Source organism: Ensifer sp. ENS06 (assembly GCF_014852205.1).
Taxonomy (GTDB): Bacteria; Pseudomonadota; Alphaproteobacteria; order Rhizobiales; family Rhizobiaceae; genus Ensifer; species Ensifer adhaerens.
Window position 1 is genome coordinate 269240 of the sequence record NZ_JACVBC010000003.1, and the last position, 16786, is coordinate 286025.

Annotated in this window: 16 protein-coding genes; 2 read left to right on the plus strand and 14 right to left on the minus strand. The window is 62.8% G+C overall.

Annotated features, from left to right (window positions below; genetic code table 11):
- The first annotated feature begins 33 nt into the window (after nt 1–33).
- Nucleotides 34–1341 (plus strand): hypothetical protein, encoded by a 1308-nt coding sequence (locus tag IB279_RS14820; protein WP_246801951.1) that lies wholly within the window; start codon nt 34–36, stop codon nt 1339–1341.
- Between the two features lie 40 nt (nt 1342–1381).
- Here the strand turns inward: IB279_RS14820 and IB279_RS14825 are convergent, their stop codons facing one another.
- From IB279_RS14825 to IB279_RS14890, 14 genes are all read right to left on the minus strand, one after another.
- Complete coding sequence (locus tag IB279_RS14825) at nt 1382–2464, minus strand: ABC transporter ATP-binding protein (RefSeq protein WP_060643622.1); 1083 nt, start codon at nt 2462–2464, stop codon at nt 1382–1384.
- Between the two features lie 3 nt (nt 2465–2467).
- Entirely contained in the window at nt 2468–3514 is a 1047-nt protein-coding gene (locus IB279_RS14830; RefSeq protein WP_060529311.1) for an NAD(P)-dependent alcohol dehydrogenase, read from the minus strand.
- Nucleotides 3515–3546: 32 nt separating this feature from the next.
- Nucleotides 3547–4368: a carbohydrate ABC transporter permease gene (locus IB279_RS14835; RefSeq protein WP_060517787.1), complete on the minus strand. Its 822-nt coding sequence runs from the start codon at nt 4366–4368 to the stop codon at nt 3547–3549.
- Entirely contained in the window at nt 4368–5228 is an 861-nt protein-coding gene (locus IB279_RS14840; protein WP_060529313.1) for a carbohydrate ABC transporter permease, read from the minus strand. The genes IB279_RS14835 and IB279_RS14840 overlap by 1 nt, the downstream gene beginning before the upstream one ends.
- 90 nt (nt 5229–5318) lie before the next feature.
- Complete coding sequence (locus IB279_RS14845) at nt 5319–6596, minus strand: sugar ABC transporter substrate-binding protein (RefSeq protein WP_082566294.1); 1278 nt, start codon at nt 6594–6596, stop codon at nt 5319–5321.
- Nucleotides 6597–6823: 227 nt separating this feature from the next.
- On the minus strand, nt 6824–7756 hold the full coding sequence (locus tag IB279_RS14850) for an AraC family transcriptional regulator (RefSeq protein ID WP_113189119.1): 933 nt from the start codon (nt 7754–7756) through the stop codon (nt 6824–6826).
- A gap of 96 nt (nt 7757–7852) precedes the next feature.
- Nucleotides 7853–9085 carry a peptidase T gene (gene pepT / locus IB279_RS14855; protein WP_060517793.1) on the minus strand — a complete coding sequence of 411 codons (1233 nt, stop codon included), beginning with the start codon at nt 9083–9085 and terminating at the stop codon, nt 7853–7855.
- 134 nt (nt 9086–9219) lie between these two features.
- The gene (gene hpaI / locus IB279_RS14860; RefSeq protein ID WP_113135789.1) at nt 9220–10026 is read right to left on the minus strand and encodes a 4-hydroxy-2-oxoheptanedioate aldolase; all 807 of its coding nucleotides are present in this window, start codon (nt 10024–10026) and stop codon (nt 9220–9222) included.
- 8 nt (nt 10027–10034) lie between these two features.
- Entirely contained in the window at nt 10035–10838 is an 804-nt protein-coding gene (hpaH, locus tag IB279_RS14865; RefSeq protein WP_090296585.1) for a 2-oxo-hept-4-ene-1,7-dioate hydratase, read from the minus strand.
- Between the two features lie 3 nt (nt 10839–10841).
- A complete protein-coding gene (locus tag IB279_RS14870) occupies nt 10842–11711 on the minus strand; it encodes a fumarylacetoacetate hydrolase family protein (protein ID WP_060643624.1) in 870 nt (289 codons plus the stop codon).
- Nucleotides 11708–13144 (minus strand): pyridoxal-dependent decarboxylase, encoded by a 1437-nt coding sequence (locus IB279_RS14875; RefSeq protein ID WP_113506015.1) that lies wholly within the window; start codon nt 13142–13144, stop codon nt 11708–11710. Before IB279_RS14875 ends, IB279_RS14870 begins: the two co-directional genes overlap by 4 nt.
- Nucleotides 13145–13194: 50 nt before the next feature.
- Complete coding sequence (hpaD, locus tag IB279_RS14880; RefSeq protein ID WP_113135787.1) at nt 13195–14175, minus strand: 3,4-dihydroxyphenylacetate 2,3-dioxygenase; 981 nt, start codon at nt 14173–14175, stop codon at nt 13195–13197.
- Between the two features lie 33 nt (nt 14176–14208).
- Entirely contained in the window at nt 14209–15726 is a 1518-nt protein-coding gene (gene hpaE, locus IB279_RS14885) for a 5-carboxymethyl-2-hydroxymuconate semialdehyde dehydrogenase (RefSeq protein WP_113189121.1), read from the minus strand.
- 64 nt (nt 15727–15790) lie between these two features.
- Nucleotides 15791–16183: a 5-carboxymethyl-2-hydroxymuconate Delta-isomerase gene (locus IB279_RS14890; protein WP_034787798.1), complete on the minus strand. Its 393-nt coding sequence runs from the start codon at nt 16181–16183 to the stop codon at nt 15791–15793.
- A 108-nt stretch (nt 16184–16291) separates the two neighbouring features.
- Between IB279_RS14890 and hpaR the strand changes: the two genes are divergently transcribed.
- Nucleotides 16292–16780: a homoprotocatechuate degradation operon regulator HpaR gene (gene hpaR, locus IB279_RS14895; protein ID WP_034787802.1), complete on the plus strand. Its 489-nt coding sequence runs from the start codon at nt 16292–16294 to the stop codon at nt 16778–16780.
- Nucleotides 16781–16786: the final 6 nt, after the last annotated feature.

The window sequence follows — 16786 nt, forward strand, 5'->3', positions numbered from 1 at the left end:
GGGTAGTCAGGCGATGGCGCGATTGAAATTGTCATGCACGCCGTTGCATCGTTTCATTTGGCCATATTCTCGACACCGAGATCGTTGACGTCTCCGGCAGGCTGGGACCACCCGGCGCTCATCGAGCGCCCGCTCCTGCGCCTCTTCGGAGGCCCGGGGGCGGGCGTTTTCCGCCTTTTGAAAGATCAACACTTGTCACACGACAAATCGACCGGGCACGTCAAGAAACGCATCGTGCTGCATTTTCCGGGCTTCGAGCCGCTGGATGCCGTCAAGCATCAGGCGCGCTACAAGCGATCGGCGGTCAAGACGGCGAGACTTCAGGATTTCGATGTTCAGGTCGGGCAGGTGGAGAGCGAGGGACCCGGCCGCTATTTCGACGTGGATAGCCAGGGCGCCTACTGGCAGACGGCCAGCCGCGTCTACATCTTCGATCACGACGAGATCGTCCGACGCCTGAATGGCCGGGGCACGCTGCATCGAATGGTCGCGGGCTACCTGAGCGCCCTGCGCGTCGTCTGGGAAGGCGGCGCATTCGGCTACTTCCGGCATGCCTGGCGGTTCGGCCTGTTCTTTCTCTTTCCGTTCCTGCTGGTGGCAATTGGCGTCGCGGGGAGCGTGTTGATCGGCACCGCCCCCTACTGGCTTGCGCTTGAATCATCGCTTCTCGTCCTGAGCGCGATCGTCGCCTACCTGGTCTTTTTCAAGCTGTTTCTCCCCTGGTCGGAGCGGTGGCATACCCTGCATCTCTTTTCCGACTGGGAGCTGGCGGTTGCCGTTGCACGTCTGGAAAAACCATATTTAAAGCAATGGGTTGAAGACAGCCTGGCATCCGTGCGGGCCGCGCTCAACGAACCGGCCGACGAGTACGTCATCAGCTCTCACAGCATGGGCTCCAGCATCGCCACCCAGGTGATCGGCGCCCTGGTGGAGCGGGAGCCAGGCCTCTTTGCCGGAAAACGCATCGTCTTCGTCACGCTCGGCGGCGCGATCCTGCAATGTGCGCTGCTGCGCTCAGCCGAAGTGTTGCGCGCGCGCGTCGGCGCCATCGCCCGGGTGAAGGATATCTTCTGGTTCGACGTCCAGTGCCTGACCGACGCGATCAATTTCTACAGATGCCAGGTGGTGGCGCTTGCCGGACACGGCGATGCGCCTCAGCCGCCCATCGTTTACATCCGGCTCAAGCATATGCTGTCACCGGAGCGCTATGGCCGGATCAAGCGCGACTTCCTGCGTGTGCACCGCCAATACGTGCTCGATGCCGACGTTCGCGCGCCCTTCGATTTTACGATGATGACGGCCGGGCCGCTCCCGGCCGCCTCATTCGCCAACGCGGCCTGAAGGCAAACAGTCCTGTCGGGGCAGGGCTGTTGCTTGCCGCTCACGTACTCAGCACCGAGAGACCGCTCTCCCGGTCGAACAGGTGCAAGCCGTTTGGCTCGATTGTGAAGGATACCGCTTCCCCCGGCCTGGGGCAGCCGCTGGCCTTGACCAGTGCGCCAATTTCCTTGCCGGCAAACAGAAAGGTCACGAGCGCGTCGTTACCATGAAACTCGACCAGGTCGGCGATGCCCTCGACACGATTGAGCCCGCTTTCCGCCGGCGCCAGGTCGGCGGGACGTATGCCCAGCACCAGCGTCTGGCCATGGCGAAGCGTGAACCTGTCGTCCGAGATCGCGAAGCTGCCGCCCGCACTGCGCAACAGCCAGCTGCCTTCGGTCTTTTCGGCCGTCACGTCGATGAAATTCATGTTGGGTGTGCCGATAAAGCCGGCGACGAAGAGCGTGCGCGGACGTTCGTATATCTCGGCGGGCGTTCCGACCTGCTCGATCGCGCCACCCTTCATCAGGACGATCCGGTCGGCAAGTGTCATCGCCTCCAACTGGTCGTGGGTCACATAGATCGTCGTGGTCTTCAGCTTCTGGTGCAGCCGGGCGATCTCGACCCGCATGTGATTGCGCAGCTTCGCGTCGAGATTGGAGAGCGGCTCGTCAAAGAGGAAGACCCGCGGCGTCTTGATCATCGCGCGGGCGATAGCGACGCGCTGCTGCTGCCCGCCGGACAGCTCGGTCGGCTTGCGGGCGAGATAGGGCTCGAGGCCGAGCGTTCCCGAAACAGCGCGAATCCGCGTATCGATCTCCGCCTTCGGCACCTTCATGCGCTTCAGTCCGAAAGCGATGTTGTCGTAGATCGTCATGTGTGGGTAGAGCGCATAGTTCTGGAAGACCATGGCAACGCCGCGGTCGCGAGGCGGCAGGTCGTTGACCGCCCGCCCGCCGATCGAGACGATGCCGCCGGATATGTCTTCGAGACCGGCAATCATGCGCAGCAGCGTGGACTTGCCGCAGCCGGATGGACCGAGAAACACAATGAATTCATGATCGGCGACATCGAGGTTGAAATCCTTGATGACATCAACGGCGCCGTATTGCTTGTCGACATTGGAGCAGACGATGTTCGCCATGGCTCAATCCTTCCCACTGTCCATGTGGATCTGTAGTTTGATATCAGTCGGTCGGGCGGATGCGGCCCGCTCGAATGCCCTGATGCTGTCTTCGAAGCGGAAGGTTTCAGTGATCAGCGGCTTCAGATCGACCTTGCCGGACGCGATCAATTGCAGGGCGCGGTCGAAGATGTTGGCGTAACGAAACACCGTTTCGATCCGGACTTCCTTGGAGATTGCGCCCGGAACGTCGAATTGTACCGGTTCGACCGGCAGGCCCACCAGAACCACGGCACCGCCCGGGCGGACCAGATCGAATATCCCGGAAAAGGCCTTGGCGCTGCCGCTCGCCTCGAAGACGAGATCGGCGCCCCAGCCGCCGGTTTCCGCGGCGATGACATCGGCAAAAGGCCGCTCGGCGATGTTGACCGGGATGATGCCCGGATACTGAGCGGCGATCGCCAGCTTCTCCGCGCTGAAATCGGAGATGAAGACACGGCTGCAGCCACCGGCAAGGGCTGCGAGCGCCACCATGATGCCGATCGGCCCGCAGCCGATCACCGCGGCGACATCGCCCGGTGCAATCCGCGCGCGGGCGGCTGCCTGCATGCCGATGGCGAACGGTTCGACCATCGCGCCTTCGGCAAAGGAGATGTTGTCGGGAAGCTTGTAGGTGAAGGCGGCGGGATGGACTGCGAAGGGAGCGAGCACGCCATGAACCGGCGGCGTTGCCCAGAACCGCACCTTGGGATCGACATTGTAGATGCCGAGCTTGGAAGCCCGGGAGGTCAGTTCTGGAACACCCGGCTCCATGCAGACCCGGTCGCCGACGTCGAGCGTTTCGACATTGCTTCCGACCGCGACGACGGTGCCGGCCGCCTCATGACCGAGCACCATCGGTTCGCGCACCACATAGGGGCCGATGGCGCCGTGGGTGTAGTAGTGTACGTCGCTGCCGCAGACGCCGACCGTGTCGATGGCGATCTTGACATCATCGGGACCAAGTTCCAGCGGGAGATCGATCTCCCGGATTGCGAGCTTGCCTTTTTGCTCGAGGACCAACGCTTGCATGAAGGATTTCCTTGTTTTTCCAGTCTTGGGATTCATTGGGTCTTGCGCTTGAAGGCGCTGTTGAGCATGCCACTTAGAACCCCGATGAAGAGCAGCGGCGGGATGGAGAGCAGCACGACGGAGGCGTTGAGGATGCCCCAGGGCACGTCGCGACCGAGTTGCGTCAGCTCCGAGGCGACGATCGGCAACGTCTTGGCGTCGGACGTCGTCAGCATCAGCGCAATCAGGAATTCGTTCCAGACGAGCACGAAGGCAAAGGCGACAGCTCCGATCAGCGACCGAAGGGCAATCGGCAGCGCGATAAGGAAGAAGATCGCATAAGGACCGTAGCCATCGACGCGGGCAGCCTCCTCGACTTCCTTCGGCACCCGCGCAAAGGCCGGGACGCTCAGCCAGATGATGGTCGCGAGCGTCAGCAGCGAATAGGTGACGATCATCGACAGGCGGGTGTCATAGAGGCCGAAATCGAGCCAGATCACCATCAGCGGAATGGCGATCGCGACCGGCGGCAGGAAGCGCAGCGACAGAACGAAGAACTGAATGTCGCGGGACCAGCGGTTGGGATAGCGCGCGATCGCATAGGCGGCGGGCAGGCCGAGAGCGGCACCGATCAGCACCGCAGCGCCCGATATCAGCAGCGAATTGACGAGGCCGGCAAAGACGCTTTCGCGGCCGAGCACATAGGCGAAGTTGTCGAGCGTCGGCTCGAAGAAGAAGAGCGGGGTCGGTGTCACGATGTCGACCCGGTTCTTGAAGGCATTGAGCGCGGTCCAGAACATCGGAAACACGGCAGAGAAGGCGGCGGCGGCAAGGATGAGCCGGCCAATGAAGCGGCCAAGGGCGTGGGCGGTCATCACTGAACCCTCTTCCAGATGAAGGTGAAGGCGATCGAGGTGGCGATCATCATCAGAACCGCCATGCTGGAGGCGTAGGAAATCCGGCCGGACTCGATGAAGCCTTGCGAGAAGGCGTACATGTCGAGCGTTTCGGTCGCGATGCCGGGGCCGCCGCGGGTCATTACGTAGATCAGGTCGAAGGCGCGCAGCGACTCGATCATCTTGACGAAGGCAAGCGAGATCAGCGGCGCCTTCAGCATCGGCAGCGCGATGAAGGCGTAAATCTCCCAGGTGCGGGCGTGGTCCAGCCGTGCCGCTTCGAATGGCTGGGGCGGCAGCGTTTCCAGGAGCTTCAGCACGATGACGGCGAAGAACAGGCCCCATTGCCAGACATCGACCAATGCGACTGTCGCAAGTGCAGTCGCCGGATTGGACAGGAGATCGAGTGGCTGACCGGTGATTGCCTTGTAGGGATAGGTGGCGATGCCATAGAGCGGATGGAAGGCGAACTTCCAGACGAAGGCGGCCGAAACGCGTGGCAGGATCACCGGTACCAGAAACAGGAGCGCCAGCAGGTTGCGCGTGCGCGGCGAGACGCATTCGAACAGCAGGATGCCAAGGCCGACGGCGATGGCGAGCGTTATACCGACGGTCACGGCTTCCCAGGTCAGGGAGACGCCGATCGCATTGATGAAGCGGCGGTCCGAGAAAAGGTCGATATAGTTGGCGAAACCGACGAAGCTGCCGTCCGGACGGCTGAGTTCCCGGTTTTGGAACGATATGTAGATCGCATAGGCCGTCGGCACGAGGGCGAGAACGGCAAGGATGCCCATGGCCGGGGTGAGGAACACCGCCGGCAGGCTGTTTTTCTGCTTCATGTGATCAGTCCTACGGCTGGGCTTTGAACGCCCCCGATGGTGCGGGCCACCGGCGGCTTTGCCGGCCGATGGCCCTTGGGAGGAACCGGCTTACTGGCTGCGGGCAACCAGGTCTTTGGCGAAGCCGTCGAGTTCGTCGAGGCCTTCCTTGATGTCGGTGCGCGTTCCGGTGATCAGCTCCTCGAGGATGATGCCCCAGCGGTCGCCAAGATCAGGCCATTGCGGGTTCTGCCAGAAGTTGACGGCGGTGACCTTGCCGGTATCAGCAAGCGCCTGGCCGAGATCGGGGCCGTAGAGCTCGGCGAATTTCGGGCTGGTCATGATGCTGGTGCGATTGAGTTCGCTGAACTGTCCGGCTTCGAGCCGCCGGGCCTCGTTTTCCTTCGAGGTCGCCCAAGCTACGAACAGACCGGCGCAGGCCTTGGAGGCCTCATCCTTGTTGGCCTTCATGCCGATTGCCAGACCATGGCCGTAGCCGCCGCCCGTCAACGGTGCCGGAGGCGGCAGGTAGCCGACCTTGCCGGCCACCTTCGAGGACTTCGGATCGATCGCCATGCCGACGAGCGGGGTGGATTCGATCAGCATCGCCACCTGGCCGGAGGTAAAAGCACCAACCGCCTCGTCCCAGCCGCCGGTCTGGCTGCCCGGTGCCGAGTACTTGAAGAGTTCGAGATAGGTCTCGGTCGCCTTGACCGCCTGTTCGCCGTCAAAGACCGGCGTCTTGCCGTCGAACCAGTTGCCGCCGAAGCCCTTGAAGAAGGGCATCCAGCGCCAGACATTGGCGCCCGAGCCGCGCTGGCCGCGAAGGGCTGTGCCGTAGATACCCTGGTCGGGCTGATTGAGCTTCTTCACTGCGGCAACATATTCGTCGAGCGTCTTCGGCGGCGTAATGCCGGCCGCCTCGAGCAAGTCCTTGCGGTAGACCATGAGGTCCCCGCCGCCAGTGACCGGCGCAAACCAGACCTTGCCGTCATAGGTCGCGACCTTCTGGCGGCCCGGATCGAAATCGGCGTAGTCGTAGTCATCAGGATAATAGTCCATCAGCGGCGCGACCCAGCCGGCCGACGCAAATAGCGCCACATTTGCCTCGTCGATGTAATAGACGTTGTACTTGCCGATGGTCGAGGCGTCCGCCTTGGTCTTGGCGCGGCGGTCGTTTTCGTTGAGATAGTCGATCTCAAAGGATGCGCCGCCCGAGAGCTTCTCGAATTCGGACTTGTAGTCTTCGAGCAGCGTCAGGCCGTCGCGCGGCTGGGCGAGCACCTTGATCGTGCCGGAGCATTCGGCAGCGACCGCAACAGTCGTCAGGCCTGTGGAAAGAAGGCATGCGAAGGCGATGCTCGAAACGAGCGTTTTGGCTTTTTTCATTGTGAAAAGACCTCCCCAGGTCTGCGATGCGCGCCGGATACTCCTCAGATCCAGTGCGTTTTCCTCATAGCGAACCGTTTCGCTGGGTTCGATGATAGGCCTTACGCTCTGCCGAACTAGCGTGCGCGATGCGGCAATTCTGTACTTTCTTGCAGAAAATTTCCAGATGCCAGCCGTTTGCAGCGCAGCAAACGCAAGGATTCATCGCCTGGGTGGGTGAAACGCGCCTAAGAACGGGAAGTACGACGCTGGCCTGTCAGCCGCCTGTAGGCCGAAGGCGTCATCTTGTGCTGGCGCAGGAAGGTGCGATTGAAATTGGAGATGTTGAGGTAGCCGACCTCGAAGCAGATGTCGGTGATCGGGACGTCGGTTTCGGCAAGCAGCTTGCACGCCTGCCAGATGCGCAGCTTGTTGACGTGGTCGGTAAAGGTGTTGCCGGTATTCTTCTTGAAGAAACGGGAAAAGGCCGTTTCGCTCATGCCGGCCTGCCGGGCAAGATCGGCAAGATGAATGTCGGTGGCGATGTTCTCGTAGATGAAGGCCAGAGCGCCGCGCAGCACGTCAAGCGATTGTTGGTCGAGTTCTGGCGCGAATTCCGGCGAGGAGAGCAACTCGTATTCTTCGGTGTTGACCAGCAGATCGAGCAGCTGGATGAACAGCGAGAAGCGCGAGAGCCCTTTCAGGCTGCCCATACGTTCGATCAGATCGGCGCCCTTGGCGCGGGCTTCGTTATGAAACACCAGGCCGCGCTCGGCGCGGGCGAAGAAGGCCTCAAGCTCGGCAAATTCCGGTAGGGCGTCGGTGATCTCGCGCATGCGATCCGGGTGGAACTGCATGACGATGTCACGGCCTTCGATAATCTCATCGGGTTCGGTAACCGTTACCCAGTCATGCGGCAGGTTGCTGCCGATGACGGTGAGATAACCCGGACCGAACTGGCCGATATGATCACCGACGAAGGCAAGGCCCGAGGCCTTGCGGATGAGATGGATTTCGATCTCCGGATGGAAGTTCCAGACGTTCCGTTCCCAGGGATAGTTGTCGAGACGCCATAGGAACGTCTCGTTGACGCCGGTGACGATGTGCTCGAAGGTCGGCGGGTTGGTTGCCAGCGAAGCGGGCTTTGCCGGCGCGCGTTTTGGGCCCCGCGCCGTACTCATCGCCTGACCCTCCTTCGCGTCGTGTCGATCGGTCGTCTCCTTTGGAGAAGGAGCGGCTGGCTATTGCACCCAAGCCGCCCCGTTTTCCGGACTATGTCAGGCGCGTTCGGCCCAGATCTTGGCGAGCTCGACCAGCGTCTTTACGCTGCGCTCCATGTCCTGGCGGCTGACCCATTCGAGCGGCGAATGGAAGGCGTGGCCGCCGGCGAAGAGGTTGGCCGAAGGCAGACCCATGAAGGAGAGCCGCGAACCGTCGGTGCCGCCGCGGATGCTGCCGCGCACCGGCTGCATGCCGGCCCGGCGGATCGCCTCGATGGCGTTTTCGACGATCTCCGGATGGCGGTCGAGGATGGCCTTCATGTTGCGGTACTGCTGCTTGACCTCGAAACTGTAGGTGGAGCCCGGATAGGCCTTCATCACGTCCTTGACGATGCCTTCGAGCATGGCTTCCTTCGAGGCAAGGCCCGCCTCGTCGAAGTCGCGCACGATGAGGCCGAGCTGCGCCCTGTCCATCGAGCCGGTCACGCCGGTCGGATGCACGAAGCCGTCGCGGCCCTCGGTGCCCTCGGGCGAAACCTCCCGCGGCAGCCGGCTAATGATGTTGCCGGCGATCTTGATGGCGTTCTCCATCTTGTCCTTGGCAAAGCCCGGGTGGATGGCGACGCCATGAATGACGATCTCGACGCCATCGGCGGAAAAGGTCTCGTCCTCGATATGGCCGGCGGTTTCGCCATCGACCGTATAGCAGAATTGGGCCCCAAGCTTCTTCAAGTCGACCTTGTCGACGCCGCGGCCGATCTCTTCGTCGGTGGTGAAGAGCAGCTTGATCGTGCCGTGCTTGATTTCGGGATTGTCGACGAGAACTTGAGCGGCCGCGACGATCTCGGCAAGCCCGGCCTTGTCGTCGGCGCCGAGCAGCGTCGTGCCGTCGGTCGTGACGATGTCATTGCCGATCTGGTCGTTGAGAACCGGGTGGTCGGCGACGCGGATCACCTGCTGCGGATCTCCCGTGAGCCGGATATCGCCGCCCTGGTAGTTGCTGACGATCTGCGGCTTGACGTTCGTGCCGGTGAAATCCGGCGCCGTGTCCATGTGCGAGCACCAGCAGATGACCGGCACCGGCTTGTCCACGTTCGAAGGAATGGTGGCATAGACGTAGCCGTTTTCATCGAGATGGGCGTCGGCAAGGCCAATCGTCAGCAGTTCCTCGACGAGCACGCGACCGAGGTTCTTCTGCTTTTCCGTCGACGGCTGCGTCTTCGACTTGGCGTCGGACTGGGTGTCGATGACGACATAACGAAGGAAGCGGTCGAGAACGGTATCGGTCATGGCGGGAATCCAATGCTGGTGGGCGTCAGACCGCTATACCCCCAGACAGAGACGAGGGAAAGTCGTGACCGCCCAACGCATGCGGTTGGTGGTGGCCCGACTGGCTCCTCCGGTCGCGGCGCAGACGATGCCGATCAGTAGATTTTTCCAGCCGTCGTCTCGGTCTCGCCTCTGGTACCCTTGAACTCCGCTGCCAGCTTCGACGTGGCGCCGACCAGCAGGCCGACATCGTTGCCGACCGCCACAAAGGTCGCGCCGAGTTCTAGGTAGCGGCGGGCAAGGGCCTGATCGGAGGTCAGGATACCGGCCGCCTTGCCGTGCGACTGGATGCGAAGGAGCGCCGCCTCGACTGCTTGCTGTACCTCCGGCGCACCGGGCTTGCCGAGAAAGCCCATGTCTGCGGCAAGATCGGCGGGGCCGATGAAGACACCGTCGACGCCGTCGGTGGTCGTGATCTCGTCGAGGGCGGCAAGGCCGGCGCGGCTTTCGATCTGCACGAGCAGGCAGACCTCGTCATTGGCGGTCTGCAGATAGTCGGGAATACGGTTGAAGGCCGATGCCCGGGCAAGGGCGGCACCGACTCCACGCACGCCATGGGGCGGATAACGCACGGCGCCCACCAGGGCGCGGGCCTGTTCGTCGCTTTCAACCATCGGCACCAGCAGCGTCTGCGCGCCGATGTCGAGGATCTGCTTGATCATCCAGGTCTCGCCGATCGGCGGCCGGACGATGGCGTGGCTTGGCGATGCGGCGAGTGCCTGGAGCTGTGCTGCCAGAAGCGGCACGTCGTTCGGCGCATGCTCGGCGTCAAGCAGCAGCCAGTCGAACCCGGCGCCGCCGCAGATCTCGGCCGTATAGGGATTGGCGAGCGCCAGCCAGAGGCCGATCTGCGGGCGCTTGTCAGTGAGGGCCTGTTTGAACGGATTGCGCGGAGCGGGCATGGTCGGTCCTATTCGAAGAAGCAGCTGACGGTGCCGGACGGGCCGAAGTCGGCGACGATGGTGTCGCCATGGCGCGCCTCGACCGGGCGGATGAAGGAGCCGGCAAGCACGATCTGGCCGGCCTCGATACGGTCGCCGTAGAGCGCCAGGCGATTGGCGAGCCAGGCGATGCCGCGGGCCGGGTGGTTGAGCACGCCGGCGCCCAGTCCTGTCTCTTCGACCTCGGCATTGCGCGAGACGATCGCGCCCATCCAGCGCATGTCGATCGCATCGGGCCGCATCTGTCTTCCGCCAAGCACGATGCCGGCATTGGCGGCGTTGTCGGAGATGGTATCGACGATCGTGCGCGCCTTCTTCGTTTCCGGATCGACGCGCAGGATCCGCGTATCGAGGATTTCGAGCGCCGGCGTCACGTAATCGGTGGCGTTCAACACGTCGAAGACGGTGACATTGGGGCCGGAAAGCGGCGCCTTCATCACGAAGGCGATCTCGGCCTCGATGCGCGGCTGAATGAAACGATTGCCCGGAATGCGCGCGCCGTCCTCAAACAGCATGTCATCGAAGAGCACGCCGGAATCGGGGATGTCGATGTTGAGCGCATATTGCATCGCCTTCGAGGTCAAGCCGATCTTCCAGCCGATCACCCGGAGTCCAGCGGCGATCTTCTTCTTCACCCAGGCGGCCTGCACCGCATAGGCGTCGTCCATGGTCATGTCGGGATGCTGGAGCGACAGCAGTCCGGTCTGGACGCGCTCGCGTTCGGCGATGTCGAGTGCCGTCGCGGCTGCCTCGATCTGGTTCTTGTCGAGCATGGGTCAGGCCTCGTCGGCAACTGGGTTGATGAGCGTGCCGATGCCTTGGGCCTCGACCTCGACGATGTCGCCAGGCTTCAGCCAGATTGGCGGGTCGAAACGGGCACCGGCGCCGGTCGGCGTGCCGGTGACGATGACGTCGCCGGGCACCAGCGTCGTGAAGGTAGAGACGTAATTGATGATCTTGCGGAAGGAGAAGATCATCCGGCTGGTGCGGTCCTGCTGGCGAACCTCGCCGTTCACGCGGGTTTCCAGCTTGATGTCGGCAAGCTGGGCCTCGTCGGTGAATGGCACCAGCCAAGGACCGATCGAGCCGGTGCGGTCGAAGTTCTTGCCCTGGGTGACGTTGAACTTGGCATGGCGCACCCAGTCGCGGATCGTGCCTTCGTTTGAGAGCGAAAGCGCGGCGACGTGGTCGAGCGCCGTCGCCTCGGGGATACGACGACCGCCCTTGCCGATGACGATGACGATCTCGCCTTCATAATCGAGCTGCGGACTTTCCGGCGGGCGGATCAGCGGTTGACTGTGGCCGGTAAACGAGCGCGGGAAACGGATGAACAGCGACGGGTTGGAGGGTGCCGCCTGCCCGTCCTTGTATTCCTCATTGCGGTCCGGAAAATTGACGCCGACGCAAATGATCTTTTCCGGTGCCGGTATGGGGATCTCGTAGCGGATATCGTCGAGCGAAATGTCCGCCGGCAGTCCGGCCGCTTCGTCGGCAAGCCGGGTAAGGGCACCGGCTTCGATCACCTCGCGCAGCGTTGGAAAGGTCGATCCATATCGTGTGCTAAGGTCGATCAATCCATTGCCGGAAACGAGGCCGTAGCCCCGCCTGTTTCCGGCCGAAAAGGTGACGAAACGGGGAGGTGTCATCGGGAAGCCTTCGTTTTTTCGTGTTGTCCGTCGAGCGCGGCGGCGACCTCGACAATGACCTCGAACGCCGTCTCGGCATCCTCTTGCGTCATGTCGAACTGGCCCGCCTGGAAACGGATCGCCACGCGACCATCGGCGCGGGTCTGGGTCAGGTAGATACGGCCGTCGTCATTGATCGCGTTGACGAGCGCGATGTTGTGAGTGTCCGAATCCCCCTGGCTCAGATGGCGGAACGAAAACAGCGACAGCATCGGTGCGGTCACGATCTCGAATTCCCGGTGCTCGGCCAGCCGCTCCGCCAGTTGCCGGGACCAGCGCACGTGGTTGCGGATCATCGTCTGCAGGCCTTCGAGACCATGGAAGCGCAGCAGGAACCAAAGTTTCAGAGCTCGGAAACGCCGGCCGAGCGGGATCGTCCATTCGGAATAATTGATGATACCGTCGCGGCCGTGTGTCTTCAGATATTCCGGCTGGATCGCCAACGTCTTCACCAGATCATCGGGACTGCGGATGAAATGCGCCGAGCAGTCGAACTGCGCGCCCAGCCACTTGTGCGGATTGAAGACGACGGAGTCAGCGTTTTCGACGCCGGCCCAGAGTTCGCGAAACTCCTCGCAGATCATCGCGGCACCGGCCCAGGCGGCATCGACATGGACGTAGAGGCCGTGCGCATGGGCGACCCGTATAACCTCGGCGATGTCGTCGCAGGCACCCGTGCTTGTCCCTCCGGTGCAGGCGATCACGCCCGCCGGCACGAGGCCTGCTGCCTTGTCGCGGAGGATTGCCGCTTCGAGCGCCTGGCAGTCCATCGCCCGCCGCGGCCCGTTCGCCGGGATACGCACGAGGTTCTCCTCGCCGATCCCCGAGACCCAGATCGCCCGGTCGATCGAGGTGTGAACCTGATCGGAGGAATAGATGCGAAGCTGCTGCTGGCTGGCGAGGCCCTTCTTGTTGCCGTTCCACCCGAGCGCCTTCTCGCGCATGACAAGCACGGCCGAGAGTGTCGCCGAGGACGCCGAATCCTGGATCACACCGGAGAAGCCCTCGGGCAGACCGATGGCCTGGCGCAGCCAGTCGAGGACCTTGGTCTCGAGCTCGGTCGCCGCCGGCGAGGTCTGCCAGAGCATGCACTGCGCCGCCATGGCGGTAACGAGATACTCGGCGACGACGGAGACGGGGGCGGCGTTGGCGGGGAAATAGGCGAAGAAACGCGGATGCTGCCAATGTGTCATGCCCGGCAGGATAATCTTTTCGAAGTCCTCGAAGATCGCCTGCATGTCCTCGCCGGTCCGCGGCGGCTGCGCCGGGATCTGGGCGGCAATTGCCCCCGGTGCCGTCTGCGCCCGCACGGGGCGGTCACGCAGCGAGGCGCGATAGTCCGCACCCCATTTCGCCGCCTTCAGCGACCATTCGGTGAAACTCTTTTCGTCCATTTTCTACTCCCGTTCGATGCGAGGCCCTTACCCGATCCACTCGCCAAACGTCACGGCGCGACGATCGGCTGGGCTTTCAGGATCGAGTCCCTCGCCTCGGCACCGGCAAAGGCGCTGCCTTCCTCAAACCAGGATTTCGGTGCCGGCGCGCCCCAGAGCGTCTGGCGCTGCGGGTCCTTCAGGTCCCACTTGATCGGTTCCAGATCCGGATCGACGGTCTGGTAGTCGGAGCAGTAGATCTCGATGCGGTGTCCATCAGGGTCGCGGACATAGAGGAAGAAGGCGTTGGAAATGCCGTGGCGGCCGGGGCCACGTTCGATATTGGCGAGCCAACCGGAGGTCGACATCAGGTCGAGCAGGTCGATGATGTTGAGCGGCGTCGGTACCCAGAAGGCGGTGTGGTGCAGGCGCGGGCCGCGGCCGTTGGTAAAGGCGATGTCGTGCACGCCGCCCTTGCGATGGGTCCAGGCGGCCCAGAGACGTCCCGTCTCCTCGTCGGCCGTGTATTCCGTTACCCGGAAGCCGATCTCGTTGTAGAAGGCGACCGCTTCGTCGACATTGGGCGAGAAGCAGTTGAAGTGGTCGATGCGCAGCGGTTTGACGCCGCGGTAGAGCGCGTATTTCTGGTGGATTGGCGGCAGGCGGTCCATCTTCGAATAGAATTCGAGCGGGATGCCCTGCGGGTCACGGGTGCGAAAAGTGCGTGACTGGTAGGGGCGTTCGATCCACTCGACAGGCAATTCTTTCGCTTTGAAGAAATGCGCGGCCTTTTCGAGATCCTCTTCGCCAAAGACCTTGAAGCCGAGGTCGCGAGCCTCTGCGCTCGACGCCTTCTTCAGAATGATGCAGTGGTGGCCGCGTTCCTCCATGGCCCTCAGATAGATCGTGTCCGCCATCTCGTCGGTGACCTGCAGGCCCAGCACGTCGACATAGAAGGCGCGTGATTTGGCGAGATCGGTGACGGCGAGCTCCACATGGCTCAGCCGCACGATGTTGAAGGGCGGGTAGAGGTTCGGTTTCGGCAAGGGCATTGATGTCTCCTCCAGATTTTTTTGCCAGCGCGCTCAGCCGCCGAGCTTGGCGATCGCGTGCGCCGAGCTGGCAAAGGCGACGTTCTTGGTTTCCATGTAAAAATCGAACGACCAGTCGCCGCCGTCGCGGCCAATGCCCGAGCTCTTGACGCCGCCGAACGGCGTCGGCAGGTGGCGCACATTCTCCGAGTTCACCCAGATCATCCCGGCCTCCAGATGATCGGTGAAGCGGAACGCGCGGGTGACGTCGGAGGTCCAGAGATAGCCGGTCAGGCCGTATTGCGTGTCGTTGGCAAGCGCCAGCGCCTCCGCCTCGTCCTTGAACGGGATCGCCGTCAGCACCGGCCCGAAGATTTCTTCCTGGGCAATGCGCATGCGGTTATTGGCGCCGGTAAAGAGCGTCGGGGTCACATAGCAGCCACCGCCCGGACCGTCGAATTTCTCGCCGCCGGCAGCAATGGTTGCACCCTCCTCGCGGCCGATTCGGATATAGTCGAGCACCTTCTTCTCATGCACGGGGTGAATGAGCGGGCCGACGACGGTCTCGGGGTCAAGCGGATGACCGACCTTGATGCGCTTGGCCTTCTCGGCGACGAGCGCGGTGAACCGGTCATAGATGCTGTCTTCGACCAAAAGGCGCGAGGACGAGGTGCAGCGTTCGCCGTTCAGCGAATAGATCATGAAGACGGCGGCGTCGGCCGCGCGTTCGAGATCGGCATCGGCAAAGACGATCACCGGGTTCTTGCCGCCGAGTTCGAAATGGACGCGCTTCAGTGTCTCGGCACCCTGCTTCATGATCATCGAGCCGGTGCGGCTTTCACCGACGAAGCCGATCGCCTTGATATCGGGGTGTTCGGTCAGCGCCCGGCCGGCGTCTTCGCCGAAACCGTTGACCAGGTTCCAGACACCTTTCGGCAGCCCGGCCTCCTCGGCGATCTCCACCAGCAGCCGTGCGGTCAGCGGCGAGAACTCCGCCGGCTTGTGGACGACCGTGCAGCCGGCGGCGAGCGCCGGGGCGATCTTCCAGGTCGACAGCATGAAGGGCGTGTTCCAGGGCGTGATGATGCCGACTGGGCCGATCGGCACGCGCGTCGTCATGTTGATCTGGTTGCCGCCGCGCAGCATCTTGCCGTCGCGTGCCTCCGGCGCCCGGTCGGCAAAGAAGCGGAAGTTTTCCGCACCGCGCAGCGCCGCCTTGGCCATGAACTTCAGCGATTGTCCGGTATCCACGCACTCGACGAAGGCGATCTCCTCGGAGCGCGCGACGATCGCATCGGCAATTTTATGCAGGAGCTTCTTGCGCGTATCGCCGGGCATGGACGCCCATTCGGCGAAGGCTGCTTTCGCGGCCTTGGCGGCGCGGTCGATGTCTGCAGCCCTGCCGCGCGCGATCTTCGCCAGCGGTTTCAGGTCGATGGGCGAGATGGTCTCGAAAGTCTCGCCATCAAGCGAGGGAAGGGCTTCACCGTTGATGTGGTTGAGCACGCCTTCGCGTCTGAAGCGGGCAAGATAGCGTTCCGCCTTGGCGAGGTTTTCGGCGAGCTTGGACATGATGGTCTCCGATGCTGGCGCAGACTTCGCCGCGCACTGCTGTGTTTTTGTGGGAGGGCCGCGCTCAGCCGTTGGAGGCGCGCAGCCTGGGGTGAATGGCGTTCTTCTTCCAGCTCAGCTCCGGATCGATCTCGCGGATCTCCAGGCTGAGGGCGAAATGCGGCGTCGAGAAGAGCGTCGAGAGTTCTTCGCTGACGGCCTTGAAAATCGCGTCGCCGGTCGCCTTCTTCTCCGCTTCCGTGCGGCCGCGGCCGATGCGGAAGGACAGGTCGATGAAGCCGTTTTCCGGCAGGAGGTCGGCGATCGCATAGTCGCGGCTCTGGATCGTGCGCACCCTGATGGCGCCAAGCTCGAAGAGGCCGGTGCCGAGGATGGTCGCGTGCACCGTGCGGCACAGCTTGGCAAAGTCGACGCGAGTGTCGAGGTTACCGGAATATTCGATTGTCAGATGCGGCATCTTTCCTCCCGATGCGCTCTCATATATTTAACACGTTAATGAAATTGCCGACAGTGTCAAGCAGCCCGTTTCCCGCAGCTGCGCCTGTCGATTGCAGAACGAAAGAAAATGTCCGATAGAACGCCTATGAGCCGCGAAAAGCCTCCCACCGACCTGGGCCACGACGCCCTTTTGCCGCACAACACGCGCCGTTCGCTGCCGATCGCGCTTCTGCGCGCACGCGAAGCCGTCATGGCGCATTTTCGACCGATGCTGGCGCGTCACGATATTACCGAGCAACAATGGCGGGTGATCCGCATTCTCGCCGAAGCCGGCCGGGTCGATGCGTCCGAGATGGCCGACAAGGCCTTCATCCTGGCGCCAAGCCTGACGCGCATCATCCGCTCGCTCGAGGAGCGCGGCCTGATCACCAAGCATAAGGACGCCGACGACGGCCGGCGCGTTCTGCTCGAGATCGCGCCCGAGGGCATGCGGGTGATCGCCGACGTCAGCCCGGAAAGCCGCGCGATCTACGAGGAGCTCGAAGCTCGCTACGGCCACGAGCGCGTCGAGGTCCTGCTCGATATGCTGGACGAACTTGCCAGCCTCAACGATTGAGTGTTT